13 protein-coding genes and 1 other RNA gene are annotated in these 18,351 nt (G+C 41.9%); 6 read left to right on the top strand and 8 right to left on the bottom strand.

The window, feature by feature from the left end; genetic code table 11:
• Nucleotides 1-266 precede the first annotated feature (266 nt).
• Both V7K46_RS02840 and V7K46_RS02835 read right to left on the bottom strand, forming a co-directional pair.
• Entirely contained in the window at nucleotides 267-2,852 is a 2,586-nt protein-coding gene (locus V7K46_RS02840) for a GAF domain-containing protein (RefSeq protein WP_335110848.1), read from the bottom strand.
• A 167-nt stretch (nucleotides 2,853-3,019) separates the two neighbouring features.
• The gene (locus V7K46_RS02835) at nucleotides 3,020-8,902 is read right to left on the bottom strand and encodes an AAA family ATPase (protein ID WP_335110846.1); all 5,883 of its coding nucleotides are present in this window, start codon (nucleotides 8,900-8,902) and stop codon (nucleotides 3,020-3,022) included.
• Nucleotides 8,903-9,087: 185 nt separating this feature from the next.
• On the opposite strand from V7K46_RS02835, the gene V7K46_RS02830 reads away from it, so the two are divergent.
• From V7K46_RS02830 to pstS, 3 genes are all read left to right on the top strand, one after another.
• Nucleotides 9,088-9,828: a cytochrome c biogenesis protein CcdA gene (locus tag V7K46_RS02830; RefSeq protein ID WP_334726017.1), complete on the top strand. Its 741-nt coding sequence runs from the start codon at nucleotides 9,088-9,090 to the stop codon at nucleotides 9,826-9,828.
• A 66-nt stretch (nucleotides 9,829-9,894) separates the two neighbouring features.
• The gene (locus V7K46_RS02825; RefSeq protein ID WP_335110843.1) at nucleotides 9,895-11,295 is read left to right on the top strand and encodes a cytochrome c biogenesis protein; all 1,401 of its coding nucleotides are present in this window, start codon (nucleotides 9,895-9,897) and stop codon (nucleotides 11,293-11,295) included.
• Nucleotides 11,296-11,503: 208 nt separating this feature from the next.
• Entirely contained in the window at nucleotides 11,504-12,583 is a 1,080-nt protein-coding gene (gene pstS, locus V7K46_RS02820) for a phosphate ABC transporter substrate-binding protein PstS (protein ID WP_335110841.1), read from the top strand.
• A gap of 18 nt (nucleotides 12,584-12,601) precedes the next feature.
• On the opposite strand, the gene queF is transcribed toward pstS, so the two are convergent.
• From queF to V7K46_RS02790, 6 genes are all read right to left on the bottom strand, one after another.
• Nucleotides 12,602-13,012, bottom strand: coding sequence for a preQ(1) synthase (gene queF, locus V7K46_RS02815; RefSeq protein WP_334870633.1), 411 nt, complete (start codon nucleotides 13,010-13,012; stop codon nucleotides 12,602-12,604).
• Between the two features lie 81 nt (nucleotides 13,013-13,093).
• A complete protein-coding gene (locus V7K46_RS02810; RefSeq protein ID WP_273769104.1) occupies nucleotides 13,094-13,492 on the bottom strand; it encodes a hypothetical protein in 399 nt (132 codons plus the stop codon).
• Between the two features lie 144 nt (nucleotides 13,493-13,636).
• Nucleotides 13,637-14,020 carry a phasin family protein gene (locus V7K46_RS02805; protein WP_334726014.1) on the bottom strand — a complete coding sequence of 128 codons (384 nt, stop codon included), beginning with the start codon at nucleotides 14,018-14,020 and terminating at the stop codon, nucleotides 13,637-13,639.
• Nucleotides 14,021-14,045: 25 nt separating this feature from the next.
• Nucleotides 14,046-14,142, bottom strand: an RNA gene (gene ffs, locus V7K46_RS02800) — signal recognition particle sRNA small type.
• Between the two features lie 37 nt (nucleotides 14,143-14,179).
• Nucleotides 14,180-14,446 (bottom strand): YciI family protein, encoded by a 267-nt coding sequence (locus tag V7K46_RS02795; protein ID WP_298908409.1) that lies wholly within the window; start codon nucleotides 14,444-14,446, stop codon nucleotides 14,180-14,182.
• Between the two features lie 201 nt (nucleotides 14,447-14,647).
• The gene (locus V7K46_RS02790) at nucleotides 14,648-14,983 is read right to left on the bottom strand and encodes a KGK domain-containing protein (RefSeq protein ID WP_335110838.1); all 336 of its coding nucleotides are present in this window, start codon (nucleotides 14,981-14,983) and stop codon (nucleotides 14,648-14,650) included.
• Nucleotides 14,984-15,150: 167 nt separating this feature from the next.
• Between V7K46_RS02790 and V7K46_RS02785 the strand changes: the two genes are divergently transcribed.
• From V7K46_RS02785 to V7K46_RS02775, 3 genes are all read left to right on the top strand, one after another.
• On the top strand, nucleotides 15,151-15,702 hold the full coding sequence (locus V7K46_RS02785) for a 2'-5' RNA ligase family protein (protein WP_335110836.1): 552 nt from the start codon (nucleotides 15,151-15,153) through the stop codon (nucleotides 15,700-15,702).
• Nucleotides 15,703-15,766: 64 nt separating this feature from the next.
• Entirely contained in the window at nucleotides 15,767-16,993 is a 1,227-nt protein-coding gene (locus V7K46_RS02780; protein ID WP_335110834.1) for an ABC transporter substrate-binding protein, read from the top strand.
• Nucleotides 16,994-17,836: 843 nt separating this feature from the next.
• Nucleotides 17,837-18,235: a hypothetical protein gene (locus V7K46_RS02775; RefSeq protein ID WP_335110831.1), complete on the top strand. Its 399-nt coding sequence runs from the start codon at nucleotides 17,837-17,839 to the stop codon at nucleotides 18,233-18,235.
• Nucleotides 18,236-18,351: the final 116 nt, after the last annotated feature.

Raw genomic sequence — 18,351 nt, 5'->3', positions numbered from 1 at the left:
GACTCGTTGGCGCAGCCTCTTGTAGAGAAGAGAGCTGCGCTATCAGTGTTGGCTCTGAACCCACCACAATCAATTAAAAATTAAAAATTATTAATTAAAAATTGAATAAATCCTAATTTTGCATTTTTAATTTTACATTTTTAATTCCCGCAGGGTGCTTGCTCTGTACCCAAATTAATTAATTAAAAATTATTATTATTCAAAATTCTTAATTTTTAATTCAAAAAAGGTCACCCATCCTTCAGCCGTCAATTTAGCAACGCTACTTATTTTTCCTGAAATGTCCAGACTCCTTCATCCCAATCTCCATCTGTTGGAGGTGATTGTAACCAATGCTGACAACGCAACAGATGCAACATCGCAGCTTTATCATGCTTGTCTGCTGCCAAAACTTTGGCAAACTCGGCTCTGGCAAAGGTAAACTGGCGCTTAAGGTAATACTCGCGTCCTTTATGATAGTGCTCAATCACTTGCAGTTTTTCGCTTTCAATGGAATCAGAACGCAAACCCAGTAATTCATATATGGCTACTGGCTCATTTCTGCCCTTGACACGAATGTAATCTAGTTCCCTAGCCCAAATATGATCTTGGCATGGTTTAAAAGTGTTATGGCTAATAATAATATCGCAACCATACTGTTTACTAACACTTTCTAATCGAGAACCAAGATTAACACCATCGCCAATAGCGGTAAATTCCATCCGCTTACTAGAGCCAATATTCCCACTAATCACGGTATCAGAATTGATGCCAATGCCAATCTTGATTCCGGGCTTATCAGCTGCGTAGCGGCGTTGATTAAATTCGTGCAGGCGATCGCGCATTTCTAAGGATGTTTGTACTGCCATCCAAGCGTGTTCTTTTAAGGGTAGGGGAGAACCAAACACAGCCATGATGGCGTCGCCGATGTATTTGTCAAGGGTACCTTTATGTTTAAAGACTGCCTCCACCATTGATTCAAAATATTCATTAAGCATACTCACCACTTCTTCTGCTTCCAAGTTTTCTGTCAAAGTGGTGTAGCCGCGAATATCAGAAAATAAAATCGAAACTTCTTTGCGATCGCCTCCTAGTTTAGCGTCATCTAGTTTCAGCAATTCTTCGGCTAATTCTTGGGTCATGTAGCGGTACATCGTACTCTTGAGCCGCTTCTCATCACTGATATCTTCCATCACCACTAGCGCCCCACAGATTTGCTCTTGGTCGCTAGCATCGGCAATTGTATTAATCGATAAATTAATACTATGCTGTTTGATACTAGTGCTTAAAAGTGTGCGATCGGGGTAATATTGCTGGCGACCTTTTAAGTCGGCCGCGTGTAAAGCATCCTGATACCACTTGCTAAAGTCACCTTCTTTGATGCCGATCGCATCAGTAACTAATTTACCTTCTAAACGGTCTTCTGGCCCCAGTCCTAGCAAACGTTTAGCACTTTCATTAGCGGCGATAATTAATCCAGTTTTATCAGTGGAAACCACTCCATTGGAAAGACTACGCAGAATATCCCGTTGCATTTGTTCTTGTTGCTTGACTGTGGCAAACAACTGGGCATTTTGCAGCGCTACTCCCGCTTGAATATTAAAAGCTTCCATAAATTCTTCATCGTTGCGGTCAAAGCTAGCTTGGAAGCAGTCGGGAGCTTTGGGCCAATCAGCTGGATTATAATGGGGAAAATCTCCTGATTTCTTTTTATTTACGAGTTGGGTAACGCCAATCAGTTGTTGATCGGCGTTAAATACTGGCATACAAAGCAAGCTACAGGTACGATAGCCATTTTGCTGGTCAATTTGTTTGGCTGTCTCCGAGTCAGGATCGTCGTACAAGTCAAAGGCAATATTTAGTTTTTTGCCAGAAACAGCTACTAGACCAGCAAAGCCTTTACCTACGGGGACTCGCAACTCCTTAGTTGAACCATCATCCTGGGTGATTTTCGTCCACAATTCATGGCGATCGCGGTCTATTAACCATAGGGTACTGCGATCGGCATTCATCAGTTCCTTGGCTTCATCCATCACCCGCTTCAGGGTGTCTTCTAAGTCGAGACTGCTTTGAGAGAGGGACTTGATCGCCTTCATCAGCGCCGCCACTGCTCTTTGTTTTTGGGTGGCTACATAAAAAGAGCGTGAGGATTCTAAAATTAGGCGAATCGAAGCGGCAAATTCTCGAAATAATTCTTCGTCAGCACAGATAAAACCTTTGGTATCAATGCGCTCTGCAAGTGGAGCATCATGATTATTCCCAGATTTTAATTTATTCAGTAATTGCACTACCGCAACTAATTGCCTATGTTCATTCAACAATGGCAAAGCCAGCATGGTGTAGGTGCGGTAGCCAGTTCTTTTTTCTTGTTCTTGGGCAAAATGCGATCGCGGGTCACTATAAAAATCAAAGGGAATATTGATAACTTGCTTGGAGGTGGCGACTTCCCCAGCAATGCCTTTATCGGCGGGGATGCGAATTTCTAAAGAGCGATCGCCCTCTCCCTCAGCCAGAATTGACCAGAGTTCTTGTTTTTCTTCATCCAATAAAAATATCGTCGTCCGGTCTGCCCCCAGTAATTCCCCGGTTTTTAAGGTAATCGAATGCAACATTTCTTGCAGAAGAGTTTCAAACCCGTGAGAATCCAGCATTGACAGGGTTTGATGGACAATCTGTAATTTTTGCTCGACATCCTTAACGACCTGTTTAAAAGTATCCTGAGTCAGGGGAGCAAGAAACGTAGAAAAAGTTCCTTGTCTTGTGGCAAGAGCACCTACAGGAGCCGAATTTGCTTGTAATTCGCGGTTTTCTTGGTTGTGAACACCAATTATCATATCGGCGGTCTCCCCACAACTTCCTTGATACACTGACATAATCGGTATTTTATATAGCAGGATAAGATTTTAGATTTAACAATGAAATTAAATTTATGTAAGTGGTGCTAAAAGCAACAATTGTTTGATATTACCCATAGTTTAATCGCTTGTTTAGCTAGCGTCATCCTGTGGAGTCAGGTAGAAGTCAAGCAATTTTGAATAATTTATTTTTTGTCAGTCCTTAATAACACGATCGCCTTTACCAATTCCTGTGGATCTACAGGCTTGGAAATATGCTGTTGAAATCCGACAGCGATCGCTTGCTGCTGATCCATCTCACCAGCATAGGCAGTTAAGGCGATCGCTGGAATTGTCCCGCCTTGCTCTGGTTTTAGACTCCTCACCTGTCGCATCAGCATGTAACCATCCATTTCTGGCATCCCAATATCGCTGATGATCAAATTTGGCTGGGATTGACTCAGTGCAGTTAAAGCTGCAATGGCTGAAGTTACAGTGGTCACAGTTGCACCATACTGCTTTAGCATGAAGGATAAAAATTCTCGCATATCTGCATCATCATCCACCACGAGAATCTGTAAGCCAGACAAGGGTGAGGACTGATCTGCCAGAAGTGAGAAGTTATCTTTTGCATCCTTGATTCCTTTGCTTTCATCCTGTAAGCATGGAAGTCTGATGGTAAAAGTTGCTCCTTGTCCTTCACCCAAGCTTTCTGCTTGAACAGTTCCCCTGTGAAGTTCTACAAGATGCCGGACGATCGCTAATCCTAAACCTAAACCGCCAAATTTTCGAGTTGTAGCACTATCTGCTTGACGGAAATAATCAAAGACATAAGCTAAGAACTCAGGTACAATCCCCTTCCCTGTATCAGTTATGCAGATTTGTACCTGTAAGCCAACCTGCTCTAATTTAATTTTTACCTGTCCCCCAGTGGGAGTAAACTTAATGGCATTGGAAAGGATATTCCAAATGACTTGTTGCAATCGATTGGCATCGCCTAAAACTTGCCCGACACCAGATTCAAGAATTGTCTGAATCTCAATGGACTTAGCCTGTGCTGATAAACGCACTGTCTCGATCGCAGCTTCAATGACTGATACCAAATTAATCGGGTAGAAGTTGAGATTAAGTTTACCCTGAAGGATGCGGGAGACATCGAGCAAATCTTCAATCAATTGGGTTTGTAACTTGGCGTTGCGCTCAATGGTTTCGAGGGCGCGATCGCTTGTTAATTGGTCAAGTTTGCGGGTTCGCATCAGTTTTGTCCAACCCAGAATTGGATTAAGCGGTGTCCTCAGTTCATGGGACAGCACGGCGAGAAATTCATCTTTGATGCGGTTTGCTGATTCAGCAGCGTTTCGCGCCGTTCGTTCGGCTTCGTAAAGGTGGGCGCGAGCGATCGCTTGGGCGCATTGTTGAGCAACAGCCAAGATAAACGCTTGATCTTCTCCACTAAGTAGTTGAGGCTGGGCAAATCCCAAAGTTATACCTCCAACTGCCCAACCTTCTACCATCAATGGAATAGAAATCCAGGGATCAATGTCATATTGAGCGTAAATTTCAGCTAGATGAGGGTAACGAGCTATCTGATTTTGTCTCGATTGTGCCCAAATAGGTTGCCCAGTCCGCACGGCTTCTGCTAAGGGAAAGGGTGAATCTATGGCAAAATGCCGCCAAGTGTCCAGCAAATCTTGGTTATAGCCAACCGCACGCACAATTTCCAGTTCTGTTTTGTTTTCATTCAGCAAAGCGACGAGGGCTGAACTAGCTCCCAAGGCAGCCATGCTCTGCTCAACAATGACTTCAGATACTTGGGCTGGTGTCAGCGATTCTGAAAGGGCAGATGTGATCGACTGGAGACGGGCAATTCGCTCTAATGCTTGCTCTGCTGTTGTTTGTGCTTGCTGCGCTTCTTGGTAAAGGCGGGCATTATCGATGGCGATCGCAGCTCGATGGGCAACATCTTCTGCCAGTGATAAGTCAGCTATGCTGTAACGACGTTTTGATTCAGCAGTCACAAAGGAAATTGCCCCAAAAATTCTTTCACGTGCCATCAAGGGCAATATTATACATGACTTTAAACCAAGTTCACGCAGAATTCGCAGATGTTCTGGATCTTCGATGGCTGCTGCTAGGGCTGCATCTGAAATTTCAGTTACCATTTCTGCAAGTCCTGTACGCAGCACTTTAGCCACACCTTCCGCTGCATCCAAATCTCTGGGATAACGCTGATAGAGTTCCCAGGCTTTCACTTTCTCTGGATCTCGGTGGGCAACTGCTACTTGATTAATTGCTTGATTGTCTTGCAGGAGATTAACACTGCACCAATCGGCGAAGTAGGGCACAACCAGGTTTGCCACACTTGTTAGCGTGCTTTCGTAATCAAGGGAAGAGGCGAGTGTTGCACTGACTTGAGCCAAAAACGCTGCTCGTTGCTGATCGGCTTCTGCTTCCAGACGGGCGGTTTGCTCTTGAATCAGTTGAATACGTTTGGCTTCAGATTGTTTGCGATCGGTGATATCAAGCACAACACCACTCATGTGTGTGGCTTTACCTGCTTCGTTGAAAAAGGCTTTTCCCCGGCAGGCTAGGTAGCGGATGCTGCCGTCATTCCAAATAATTCGATATTCTAAATCATGCTCCACGCCTTCGTTAATCGCTCGACTCAAAGATTGAGCCAGCAATGCCCGATCATCTGGATGCAGGCGAGCTAAAATTGCTTCGGAGGTGGCAACAAAGGTTTCAGGTGTTAACCTAAAAAGTTGATAAGTTTGCTCATCCCAGTTAAACTGATCATTGGTAATATCCCAACTCCAAACACCGATTTGGGCAGACTTCAACGCCAGGTTGAGTTGTTCTTGGCTGTTTTCTAAACCTTGATAAAGACGAGCATTTTCTAGAGAAATGGCAATTTGAACTGTCAAAATCTCCAGTACAGCAAGTTTATTTTGTGTAAAAGCGCTGGGGATGAGATTGTTTTCTAAATATAAAATCCCAAGTAGTTTCGACTGACGGGCGATCGGCAAACAAAGTACAGATTTAGGTTGCTTTTGAATTACATACTCATCTCTAGAAAACAGATTCAGTTCAGTGGCATTCGGCAAAATCACTGTTTCTTGAGTTCGCTGAACATAATTCAGGATTGATTGAGGAATAACCTCTGAAATGTCGCCCTCTAATACGGCTTGAGAAATATTGGGCTTTGCTGCCTGGGGATTAACCTTAGCTTCTACTTCTATTACCATATTTTGCTCGGTTTCAAGCAACAAATAACCGATTTCTGCTCCTGCTTGCTCGATGACAATCTGCATTAATGTCTTCAACAACCGTGAAAGCAAAATTTCACTAGATATTGTTTGAGATGCTTTAACAACCGATAGAAAGTCTAGGTGTTCACCTGTGGTAAAAAACGTTCCGTTAGAGACAAGCTGTTGTCGTGGCAATAGCTGAGGATAGGATTCTTCGAGTTGCTTTTTAGCGGATGCCTCCCAGCGCCCATAGGAATTTTTAGCTGCTTCCACTTGCTCATTTGGATCAGGGAATGTCACCCCAAAAAGTTTTAAAGCTTCTAATCCCAGTGTCAGCGCCTGTTCATACCTACCTGCAACTTGGTAGAGTCGGATTTGCAGCATATATATGTTGGCTTTTTCCACATGAGATTCTGCTTTGAGCAATAGTAGCTCAAATAATTCTTCCGCTTGCTCTAAATTTCCTGTTAAGAATTCACACTCAGCCTGTTCTTTAAATAGAGTAAATGTTTGCTCATATTGTCGAATCCAGGCATTCTCAGCTAAAAGATTCATGGCAACGCTAAAAAATATTTTAGCAGCAGTGTAGGCTGTGGAGGCTTTTGCCTTCTTACCAGCAATTAAATTCAATCGTACTAATTCATCTTTTTCTGTCTGTTCACTAATCAGATTCACAGCGAGATTGAGGTGATTGACTAAATCAAAAATTTGCTCGTTCACTTGTTCCGGACTAGCATTTTTGAGCAAAAGTCGCCCAATCGTCAGATGAACTGCCGACTTTGATTCATCGGCAATTAAGGCGTAAGCAGCTTGTTGAACTCGATCATGGTAGAAACGATAGTTTTTCTGGGTACTTTCATCTGACTCAATGGGGATAATTAATCCTCTTAAAATTGCTTCAACAAGTCCATTTGCCGTTTCCTCAATAGATTGTTCACCAACGATCGCTAAAACTTCTAAATCAAAGCGATTACCAATACAGGAGGCTAACTTAAGCACCTGTTGAGTTGGGGGTGGCAGTTTTTGCATCCGCCCAATCATCAAACTGACAATATTATCTGTAATGCCTTGGGCTTCAATCTGAGCTAGATTCCATTGCCAAACACGATGTTGGCGATCAAAATTCAGCAGATTTTCTTGATGCAGTGTTTTTAGAAATTCATTTACAAAAAAAGGATTACCGTCAGTTTTTTGGATAATTAATTGAGCAAGAGGTTCTACTCGTTCTGCTGAACTATGCAATGTATCAGCAATCAACTGATTTACATAAATAAGATTCAAGGGAGTCAGTATAATTTCAGTTATTCTTGCTCCATACTGGTAAACCTTCTCCATCATCAAATTGAAGGGATGCACAATATCTATTTCGTTATCTCGATAGGCCAAAATGAAGCAGAGATACTGGATACTAGAGCCAGTAATAATAGTTTGAATCAAATTTAAAGTAGCGCTGTCTGCCCACTGCATATCATCTAGGAAAACAGTGAGTGGATGCTCTTTTTGAGCAAAGACGCTGATAAAGTTATGAAACACCAAGTTGAATCGATTTTGAGATTCAGCAGACCCCAATGGTATATGAGACTGTTCTCCGATGATTAGTTTAAGTTCGGGAATTAGATCAGCAATTAGTCTACCATTGTTCCCTAATGCTGCTTGTATTCGCTTTTTCCAGGTAGCAAGTTTATCTTCAGGCTCAGTTAAAATTTGCCGAACAAGTGTTTGAAAAGCTTGAACAATGGTGGAATAAGGAATATCTCGTTTGTACTCATCAAACTTACCACAGATAAAAACCCCGTGTTCTTTGACAATCGGCTTGTGAATCTCTTTCACCAGAGAAGATTTCCCAACCCCAGCATAGCCAGAGACGAATACAATCTCTGGTTTTCCTTGGCTAACAACTCGCTCAAATGCTTGGAGAAGCTTTGCAATTTCTTGTTCTCGTCCATACAATTTCTGGGGAATTTGAAAGCGTTCTGAGATATCTTGCTCACCCAAAACAAAGGATTGGATTTCTGTGGTTGTCTCCAATTGCTCTAAGCACCGTTCCAGATCAAATTGCAAACCTAAAGCGCTCTGATATCTCTGTTCTGCAACCTTGGACAGCAATTTTATGATGATCTCACAAAGCATTTGGGGAATATCAGAGTTTAGCTTTTTCGGGGATGGCGGAGATTTGGCGATATGACAATGCACCCACTCTAAGGGGTCTTTACCTTGAAACGGTAGCTGCCCTGTGAGCATTTCATAGAAGGTGACTCCCAGTGAATACAAATCGCTGCGATGGTCAATCCCTCGATTCATCCGCCCGGTTTGCTCAGGTGACAGATATGGTAGACTGCCTTCAATGCGACTGGAACTGCTAACCCTTTGCTGCTCATAGGGAATGAAGGCAGCAATTCCAAAATCGGCAATTTTGATCTGATTAGTTTCGAGGTTAACTAAGATATTTTGTGGCTTAATATCTTTGTGAACAATGTGATGGCTGTGAATTTGTGCAAGTGTGCTGGTGATTTCAATAGCAATCTTCAAAAATGGAACAGGCTGTTGAAATTGGTCTAGCAACAAGTCAAGCGATCGCCCCCCAAAATCCTCCATAATTAGATAAGGGATTCCCTGGTGCATCTCTAAGGCGTAAGCTTTGACTGCTGCTGCGATGTTTAACCTTTGAGCGATCGCATACTCATGTCTAAGTTGCTCAATATTATTGGGTATACACTGTTCTGGACGTAGCCCTTTGATAATTACCGGACACTGATCTTTAACCTTAATTCCACGGTATATGACTGCTTTTACCCCTGCTTTTAACAAAGCGACAATTTCAAATCCAGGTAATGCAATCATTATGCCAAATACTCCAGGCGTACTTCTTCAGGGATAATCCGAGCTTAATTGTATTTTAGATACATTTCCTTGGGCAGATTAAATTTAGATAATATTAGGTTACGATAATCAATTCTGCTGACTCAATAAACCCAAAATAAGCTAAAATTCAAGCAGAGTAAGCATTCTCCGCTCATTAACTCCCCATGCTTGATAACCTGCAAACCCAAATTTACCAACTAGAACAATTTGCCAACAGCCTCGTTTCTAACCAACTGACACACCTGAGTGTGGCGAGTATTGGTATCATCTTTGCAGCTGGCTTGCTCACTAGTCTCACACCCTGTATGCTTTCTATGCTGCCAATTACCATTGGTTACATCGGTGGTTATGAAGCCAAAAGCCGTTTGCAAGCAGCTGCTCAATCAACTTGGTTTGCTTTCGGATTAGCAACTACATTGGCAGGATTAGGTATTTTAGCAGCTTTGGTGGGAAAAGTCTACGGTCAAGTGGGAATTGGTTTGCCGATTATCGTCAGCATTATCGCCATTCTCATGGGGCTGAACTTACTGGAAGCACTACCTCTGCAATTTCCATCCTTGGGTGAAACAAATTGGATTTCGCCAGATTTACCAGCAGGATTGCGTTCCTATTTGCTGGGGCTGACTTTCGGCTTAGTCGCATCCCCTTGTAGTACGCCTGTTTTAGCTAGCTTACTAGGTTGGATTGCCAATACACAAGACTTAATTTTAGGCGCTGTTTTGCTACTTTCTTACACAGGCGGTTATGTAGCACCATTGATTTTGGCGGGTACTTTTACAGCTTCAATTAAAAAGTTACTGGAATTGCGTCGCTGGTCTGGTTGGATTAACCCAGTCAGCGGGGCGCTGTTGGTAGGATTCGGTGTATTTTCCTTAATTTCTCGGATTCCCCTTGGCAGTTTTTAATTTCAATCCTTGATAGTGCTTGATTGAGATTTATATTATCAATACATTTGTAAAATTTTACACATAATGACTATAGAAGATTCAGCGGACAAAGAATTAAAATGGTGGACAGTACCTGGGCAATTCTTACGGCAGGAGCTTTTGCCTGTACTGACCAACTTACGACTAGCGATCGCACTATTTCTATTGATTGCAATCTTTAGTTCCACCGGAACTGTAATTGAGCAAGGTCGCTCACCTGCATTCTATCAGGCTAACTACCCAGAACATCCAGCTTTATTTGGTTTCTTAACTTGGAAGGTAATTCAGGTAGTTGGGTTAGACCACGTATATCGTACCTGGTGGTTTCTGGCATTACTCATCTTATTTGGCACTAGCTTAACTGCTTGTTCTTTTACTCGTCAGTTACCAGCCTTAAAAGCTGCCCAGCGCTGGAAATATTACGAAGAACCACGGCAATTTCAAAAGTTAGCTTTAAGTGCAGAACTAGATACTGGTTCTTTGAATTCTCTGTGCGAAATATTACAGAAACGCCGCTATAAAATTTTTCCAGATCAAGAAAAAGAAAATCTTCTCTATGCCCGCAAGGGAATAGTCGGACGCATCGGCCCAATTATCGTTCATATTGGCATCGTAGCTATTCTGCTAGGCGGAATTTGGGGGGCGATGACTGGGTTTCTTGCTCAAGAAATGGTTGCCAGTGGTGATACATTTCAGGTGAGAAATATTGTAGATGCTGGCCCTTTAGCAGCAGCCCAAGTCCCGAAAGATTGGTCTGTACGAGTCAATCGTTTTTGGATTGACTACACTCCATCTGGCGGCATTGATCAATTTTATTCGGATATGTCTGTCTTGAATAATCAGGGAAAGGAAGTTGACCACAAGAAGATTTTTGTCAACGAGCCTCTGCGCTATCATGGCGTAACTTTCTATCAAACTGATTGGGGAATTGCAGGTGTTCGCGTCCAATTTAACAACAGCCCGATTTTTCAGCTACCGATGGCGCAATTGAACACCAACGGTAACGGGCGCATTTGGGGAACGTGGGTTCCGACTAAACCTGATTTGAGTGAGGGTGTCTCCCTGTTAGCCAAAGACTTGCAAGGGATGGTATTAATTTATGATCCCACTGGCAAACTCGTTGATACTGTCCGCACTGGGATGTCCACCGAAGTCAATGGCGTGAAGCTGAAAATTCTGGATGTGATTGGTAGCACTGGCTTACAAATTAAAGCCGATCCAGGCATACCAATTGTTTACTCAGGGTTTGGCTTGCTAATGCTGGGTGTGGTGATGAGTTACTTTTCCCACTCGCAAATATGGGCATTGCAAAAAGGCGATCGCTTGTATGTGGGTGGTAAAACTAATCGCGCCCAAGTTGCTTTTGAACAAGAGGTTTTGGAGATTTTAGATCGGCTGAGTTCACAGCCAAAAGGTGAGGAGAAAGAGACGCCAATTGAAGTTTAAAAGCAAAGCGGTGCAAAGTAAATCGCAGAGGAACGCAGAGCATAAGTGATAACTTTGTATACCTTTGCATTAACTCTCTGCGCCCCTACCCTGCGGGAAGGCGAAGTGCCTATGCGTTTCAAAGTTATTTACAATTAATTACGCCTACATAGCTACAAATTGAAAAATTATTAGAGGTGTTTATTAAACATTGGAACAAAAGATTTCTATGTCTGCTCAAGTTCAATCAAAGGGACGCGTTTACCTTCTACCCCTAATCGCTGTTTCGTTGAGTATTGCTTCTTGCACTGCGGATCATAGAAACATCAAGCATATTTCTATCGTTGGTGCTGGGGCAAGTTTTCCTGCGCCTTTGTACGAGTGCTGGCTTTCAGATTACAACCAGAAAAATCCCAATGTGGAAATTAACTATCAAGCTATAGGGAGCAGTGCTGGAGTGCAACAACTTATTGAAGGTACTGTGGACTTTGCAGCTAGTGATGTGGGAATTACAAATGAACAAGCAGCCAAGATAAAACGCGGAGTGATTGCTTTGCCAATAACTGCCGGTTCTATTGTGCTGGCTTATAACCTCACACAAGTTGCACAGCAGTCGCCTCAAGTCAATGTGCCAACGACTCTAAGGCTACCACGCCAAGTTTACGTAGATATCTTCCTCGGAAAAATTACGAATTGGAATCATCCTAGAATAGCCGCAGCTAATCCAGGAGTAAGTTTGCCCAATTTACCGATTCAAGTCGTACACCGAACTGATGGGAGTGGAACTACGAGCGTGTTGACGCAACACCTAAGTGCTATAAGTCCAGAATGGAAAAGGAAACTTGGGGCTGGTAAAGCTGTAGCATGGCAAGTGGGAATTGCTGGAAAGGGTAACGAAGGTGTTACCGCCCTGATTCAACAGATACCAGGAGCTATTGGCTATGTAGAGTACGTTTACGCCAAACAAAATAAACTTCCTATGGCTGCTTTAGAAAATAAATCTGGTAATTATATTACGCCGACACCAGAATCTGTAGCTCAAACCTTAAAGGCAGTGAAATTACCCAACAATAATTTGATTGCTTTTATCACCGATCCTACAGATGCCCAGTCTTATCCCATCGTCACTTACAGCTGGCTTTTAACTTATCACCAATATCCAAACCGAGTCAAAGCTCAAGTGCTGAAAAACTTTGTTGATTGGGCTGTGATTGAGGGGCAAAAATCCAGTTTGGAACTCGGATATATTCCTTTGTCTAAAAAAGTTGTGGTTCAAGTGCAATCTGCCGTCAAGAAAATTGCTGAATAAAGCTAATCAGTGATGATATTACTTTTGGTGACGCACTTCAACCACAGTATGTACATTGCCGCGAGGCGTAAAATCTGCTTTCACCGTGACTTCCAACGGATCACAAGCAGCTACAAAATCATCCAAAATTTGATTGGCAGATTCTTCGTGAGAAATGTAGCGATCGCGGTAACTGTTAATGTAAAGTTTGAGTGCCTTTAATTCCACTACCCGCTCATCAGGCACATAGGTAACGTAAATTGTCGCAAAGTCAGGATAGCCGGAAAACGGACATTTACAAGTAAATTCCGGCAAAGTAATATTAATGTCATATCGCCTACCCACACGCGGATTCGGAAAGGTAATTAGTTTACCTTCGGCAATGTCGCGTTCGCCATACTTCATTTCTAGGCTTGCCTGGGATACACTTTCAGCTGAGGAATTACTCATAAATTATTAAATATGATTATTTGCTAGGTTGGGCAAAGGAGGAGATGGGGAGACTAATATAATCGTAAATCCTTACTCAGCTCAATACTCTTCCTTCTCCCAGTCTGGACAATTCTCATCTTCACAACCGTGAGGATGCATAGCACAAACTAATAAATTACCACCATAAACCTGACCGTGGTAGTGAGTACAACCGATGCAGGCAGGATTTTTTTCGGCTGTGGGTTCAACTGAATAAGGAAAGCCCGGATCTACATCTGTTACAATGTCTTCCAGTTCCCAGTAAGCTTCCAACATTGGTTCAGCCAAATCCTGTAAATACTGATCGACTTCAGTGACAATGTTAGGGACTTGCTCGGTGATTTCTTCCGTTAGCTCAAAAAAAGCGTCTACCATTTCACTCATTCCCAGGAAGAAACGCTCTACTTCATCAGCCACTGTTTCGACGATTTCTGCTAAATCTTTTTGCCACTGTTCCATAAACTTGACACCCTTACAGGCTATAAACAGGACGGTTTGTGTTATCTGGCTGTAAGCACTAGAGTACACATTAAGCAATGTATATTACTCAAGTTTCTATCTGAAGTGCCACTTATTACTAATATTTGGAAAGAATATTTTTTATTAATCGCGTTGCAATCGTTTTAACTCATTTTGCAGGTCTAGCACTTCTTGGCGTAATTTATCCACATTCTCATCAGTTGCTCCCTCTTTCACCGTTGGTTCTTCATCTTCCTCTAAAATTTCAATGCGGCGAGGTTCAGAAGGGGGTGTTTCTGGTGAGGTTTCACCAGATGCTTGGGCCTGTTGGGCTTGCTTCATCATATCTTCAACGAAGCGGCGGGCTTCTTCTGTGTTCATTTCGCCCTTTGCAACCATTTCATCTGCCAGTTTTTGGACTTGCGATCGCACTTGGGCTAATTTCCCCCCTGCTTTCTCACCTGCGTAAGAAGCTAATCCAACACCGAGGTAAAAAGCTTTTTGAACAATATCTCCAAAACCAGCCATTGTTGCTGAACGCTCCTAAAAATAGGGCGACCCGGAGACTACGCCTATCACAAGCCTCCCGTGTTGCTGCTACCTTCCGGTTCTGACAAGATTTGGGTGTTGCAATCGCATAGATCCAGGTCTTCTAAAAGCATAACATTAAAAGTCAGTAAGTGTGTGTTATTCCATAACAATTCGCCATTCGTAAAGCTGATAGTTGACGCAGCCATGTTGCACCAATGGATCATCAGCTACAATTGCTTCTGCTTCCTCCTTTGAGGCTGCCTCAAACAGCAACATCCCGCCTCTTTGCTCTGCCCAGTAGCCTGTTCGCGCTTTGTGTCCTTTAGCAATCAAGTCCTGAATGTAGGCTTTGTGGGCAGGTACATATTGGTCAAAGGTAGGTTTATCGACTTTGCCTTCTTCAATTTTTACAAACCACGGCATTTGCTTCTTAACTCCAGTTGCAACAGACATCCTGCTTAAGTTATTACTATTTTTGAGTAGTATTTGAGTAGCAATATACACGAACTATCGTAATTTACTGAAGATTTAAAGACCAAGACGAATAAAGCCATCCTACCTGCTCTGGCAAGAACGGCTTTCTCATGGATATGTCGCCTACTGCTAGCGACGCATCTGTGACTATTAGACCTCTAAGTGCGATCGCAGATCATCCAGTGAAGATGTCGAGTCAGTGGGAATCAGTGGTTTTGTTGGTGTCGGCTTGTCAGGAACAAATTCAAAGAGAATTCGGATTTTCCCTTTCTCCCAGCCGCCACCCTGAGCTAGTAAAAGCTTACAGTTGACACCATCTCCAAACCAGTCTGAAGCCTTGTCCTCTTCTAAGTTGCTGCTCCTATGCACCAAATACTTCAGACGTTCCATCAATTCTTCACCTGTCGATGTTGAAGCCTCAGTTAAGTTAGCATCCTGAGCCATAGAAATAACATCCTCATCGGACAGAATAATTTGATCGCTCATTTAGTTTTCTCTTTCGTTAACACAACATGGCGGATCAAGCGCTAACTCGATCCGCCTTTCCTAAGTTTTCCCACTAAGCACCAATTACTAAGGAATAAAAACAGTGTTCAGATGATCGCAGATCAGGAGTCAGGAGTCAAAATAAAAATAATTAATATACATAATAGATGAGCCGTTTTTTTGTCGCCCTTCTACCACCGCAAGACATTCAAGACTACGCCAACCAGATTAAGCAGTACTTTGCCGATCACTATGCTAGTAGCGGGGCGCTAAAGTCTCCGCCTCATATTACCCTGCAACCGCCCTTTGAATGGGCAGATGTTAACTTGTCACTGCTAGAAGCATCCTTGAAGGAGTTTGCTAGTGAACAACAGCCAGTAGCAATTACACTCAGGGGGTTTAATGCTTTTGTACCTCGTGTCATATACATTAATGTAGTCAGAAGTCAAGAACTTTTGACTTTGCAAGCTGATTTAATGGCTTATACAGAAAGCAACTTGGGAATTGTTGACAAGGTTTCTAAAACCCGCCCTTTTGCGCCCCACATGACGGTTGCGTTTCGGGATTTAACAAAGCAAAACTTTAAAGCTGCTTGGCCAGAGTTTGAAAAGCGTCAGTTGCATTTTGAGTTTACTGTCCACAAACTAACGCTACTGCTTCACGACGGTAAGCGCTGGAATATTAAATCGGAGTTTGGTTTTTTGCCTACCGAACAATGAGTAATATATTACTTAGATATTTTCTACCCAGGATTATCCTAATAAACATCATGGTCATGTATTTATGAAAAAAGCGCTTACACATCAAACTGCCTTACTATTTACATGCTCTATGCTGCTGGTAGCTTGTGGTAAAAGTGGCAGTAATGATGCATCCGCAAATAATCCAACAGCGATGACAAGTGCAGCTAATGCTATTCCTATCGGTATCGCCTTTGCACAAACGAGCAATGTAGCATTACTTGGTCAAGAAGGAACTGATGGAGTAAAAATTGCCCAGAAGTATTTTAATGACAAAGGAGGTATCAATGGTAGACCAATTAAATTAGTATATCAAGATACTGGTGGCGATGAAGTTGGAGCCATTAACGCTTTTCAAACTTTAATTAGCAAAGATAAAGTTGTTGGCATTGTTGGCCCTACCTTATCACAACAAGCTTTTAGCGCTGATCCCATAGCAGAACGCAATCAAGTCCCAGTTATTGGAGCATCAAACACTGCTAAAGGCATTCCCGAAATTGGTGATTATGTAACTCGTGTTTCTTCATCTGTTGCTGTCGTCGCTCCTTATTCAGTGAAAGCTGCACTCAAGCAAAATCCTAATCTTAAAAGAGTAGCTGTATTCTACGCTCAAAATGACGCTTTTAATAAGTCGGAAACAGAAATATTTCAAAAAACAGTTAAAAATTTAGGATTGGATTTAGTCACAGTCCAAAAGTTTCAAACTACAGATACCGATTTTCAAGCTCAAGCCAGCGATGCTATTAATTTAAAACCAGATTTAGCGATTATATCCGGGTTAGCTGTAGATGGAGGTAATTTAGTTAAACAATTACGAGAACTTGGTTATAAAGGAATAATTGTTGGTGGCAATGGTTTTAACACATCCCATATATTTTCTGTGTGCAGAGCGCTTTGTGATGGCGTGATTGTGGCTCAAGCTTATAGCCCTGTGTATGCCAGTGAAATTAACACCGCATTTCGCAAAGCCTACCTTGAACAATATCATAGAGAACCACCCCAAGTAAGTGCTCAAGCTTTTGCTGCGTTACAGATATATGTAGAAGCTTTTCAATCTTTAGATAAAAAAAGCAACATTAACAAATTGACACTGCCACAGTTGCGTACAGAATTGAATAAGGAGTTACTAAGAGGAAAATATCAAACTCCTCTCGGTGAAATTGCTTTTACACCAGCAGGTGATGTAATTCAAAAAGATTTTTACGTTGCACAACTCAAGATGGAACCAAACGGTGTCAATGGTAAGTTTTCTTTTTTAAAGGCTAATTAGAGTGCCAATATCAGTTGTAATTGACAATACTTTTGTCTGAAGCTTGCATTTTTTGTTATTTAACTGACTACCATAGCGTTTGTTAGCACACTTTTTATAGTGTCCCTTGAATAGCGCGGTTTCATTGCTTTTAGTGACTAATTTTCTCTTAGGTAATGCGATCGCAGTTCCCTTTTGCCAAGATGGTGAAATAGCTAACAACGATCGCAGCAGTTCTTGAAATAAGAGGGATGCTGTTCACGTAGTAATACGGTTCACTTAAGAAGAATCGTAGGTTGAGTTAAGCGCAGCGCTATCGTGAGCGAACAGTCAATCATCTCCACAAAAGGGCACAGAAATTGGGTTTTGAGCTTATTCCTCAACCCCAAGCAAATGCGGTTTCTTAGGAGAGGGTTAGTATCAGTTTACGAGTTGTTACTATGCCACAAACTATTATAATAAAAACTTAAGTTATTATAACTAAAACTTAAGTTTTTATTATAAATTCTCAAGTTGTCATTACCGACACTTAATTGTATATAATTAAAAATTAAGTTTTTATTACTAAATCTTAATATAATTTTATGAATACTGAAGTTATCGTTACTAAAACTGAAGCATTTATAAGGAAAAGTTAATTTGCCGTTACTAAAACTTAAGCTGTTATTATGAATGCTGAAGTTGTCGTTATTAAAACTTAAGTTGTCGTTATTAACACTCGATCTGCCGTTAAGCTGAAGATAAACCACGAAAAATAATAATTAGTTTAGTTAAAAAAATACAATTTTTTGCGGATTATACTGCTGCGATATATAGTCACTGTAGGGCAAGCTAGCTTTATAAGCTTTTGATAAGAGTAAATTTATGACTCGTAAAAAACTAATATCCCGCATTCTAGAAAAGGCTGAGTTAAGAGCCTCTGGACTGAAGGCGATTGATCCAACCATAGATTTTGGGGATACTCACAACTTAAAAAACTTCACACAACTAATTGAGCGGTTACGCACCAAAATTGATGAGTATAACAGCGCTCTAGCGATGATTGATTCTTACCGAACCGAGATTGAAGAGTTGGAAACAAGCTTAGGTAATCTTACTGCGAAAATGTTGATGGGAGTTGCTTTCAAGTACGGTAACGATAGCATCGAATATGAGATGGCGGGTGGTATTCGCAAAAGCGAGCGCATCCGCAAAAGCAGGATAACCCGCTTGAAAGGTGGCGTAAAACAAAAATCAAAAAAGAGCGCTCAAACCGCTAAGTAAGTAGTCGGACAGAATTAATTACACAATATCATTACAAGTGTAACGAAGTGAAACGTACTCCTATGAAGAAGCAAGCTACGCGTAGCGTCTTGTAAAGTTGCAATTCGCTTGCGGTT

Source organism: Nostoc sp. (assembly GCF_036917395.1).
Taxonomy (GTDB): Bacteria; Cyanobacteriota; Cyanobacteriia; order Cyanobacteriales; family Nostocaceae; genus Nostoc.
Note: the sequence above shows the minus strand (reverse complement) of the source record. Positions and strands in the feature narration are given on the sequence as shown.

What these genes read in the sequence shown, in the direction of transcription:
- pstS (WP_335110841.1), top strand. Translation starts at nt 11,504, where the DNA reads ATGTCTGCTCAAGTTCAATCAAAGGGACGCGTTTACCTTCTACCCCTA.
- V7K46_RS02795 (WP_298908409.1), bottom strand. Translation starts at nt 14,446, where the DNA reads ATGCCGTGGTTTGTAAAAATTGAAGAAGGCAAAGTCGATAAACCTACC.
- queF (WP_334870633.1), bottom strand. Translation starts at nt 13,012, where the DNA reads ATGAGTAATTCCTCAGCTGAAAGTGTATCCCAGGCAAGCCTAGAAATG.
- V7K46_RS02805 (WP_334726014.1), bottom strand. Translation starts at nt 14,020, where the DNA reads ATGGCTGGTTTTGGAGATATTGTTCAAAAAGCTTTTTACCTCGGTGTT.
- V7K46_RS02840 (WP_335110848.1), bottom strand. Translation starts at nt 2,852, where the DNA reads ATGTCAGTGTATCAAGGAAGTTGTGGGGAGACCGCCGATATGATAATT.
- V7K46_RS02830 (WP_334726017.1), top strand. Translation starts at nt 9,088, where the DNA reads ATGCTTGATAACCTGCAAACCCAAATTTACCAACTAGAACAATTTGCC.
- V7K46_RS02775 (WP_335110831.1), top strand. Translation starts at nt 17,837, where the DNA reads ATGACTCGTAAAAAACTAATATCCCGCATTCTAGAAAAGGCTGAGTTA.
- V7K46_RS02835 (WP_335110846.1), bottom strand. Translation starts at nt 8,902, where the DNA reads ATGATTGCATTACCTGGATTTGAAATTGTCGCTTTGTTAAAAGCAGGG.
- V7K46_RS02780 (WP_335110834.1), top strand. Translation starts at nt 15,767, where the DNA reads ATGAAAAAAGCGCTTACACATCAAACTGCCTTACTATTTACATGCTCT.
- V7K46_RS02810 (WP_273769104.1), bottom strand. Translation starts at nt 13,492, where the DNA reads ATGGAACAGTGGCAAAAAGATTTAGCAGAAATCGTCGAAACAGTGGCT.
- V7K46_RS02785 (WP_335110836.1), top strand. Translation starts at nt 15,151, where the DNA reads ATGAGCCGTTTTTTTGTCGCCCTTCTACCACCGCAAGACATTCAAGAC.
- V7K46_RS02790 (WP_335110838.1), bottom strand. Translation starts at nt 14,983, where the DNA reads ATGAGCGATCAAATTATTCTGTCCGATGAGGATGTTATTTCTATGGCT.
- V7K46_RS02825 (WP_335110843.1), top strand. Translation starts at nt 9,895, where the DNA reads ATGACTATAGAAGATTCAGCGGACAAAGAATTAAAATGGTGGACAGTA.